Source organism: Bacillus sp. SIMBA_005 (assembly GCF_046535585.1).
Classification (GTDB): Bacteria; Bacillota; Bacilli; order Bacillales; family Bacillaceae; genus Bacillus; species Bacillus pumilus.
Genome location: NZ_JAWRWI010000891.1, coordinates 1 through 249 on the forward strand (window position 1 = coordinate 1; position 249 = coordinate 249).

Sequence of the window (249 nt, forward strand, 5' to 3'; positions counted from 1 at the left end):
CCCAATGGTCTTTTCCCAATGTAAAATTTGCTGTATTTTTAGTGTAATCAAAAACATAATCAAATTCTTTAGCGGAGGTTGAATTATATTTAGTTATTTTAATTAATGATAGTCTTTTGTCGTCCAAATCTCTTTCCAATAATCTAAAACTAAAATAATCATACAAAAACTGGTAGCTTTCAATAGTTTTTCCTGAGAAATCTATAATGCTTATTTTATCTAACTTTTGTAATTGCTGGGGATGGGTAT

Annotated in this window: 1 protein-coding gene; it reads right to left on the bottom strand. The window is 27.7% G+C overall.

Going from position 1 to position 249, the window contains the following annotated elements; translation table 11 throughout:
* Positions 1-249: hypothetical protein (locus SB660_RS22635; RefSeq protein WP_410584744.1), on the bottom strand; the 249-nt coding region annotated here is incomplete at both ends.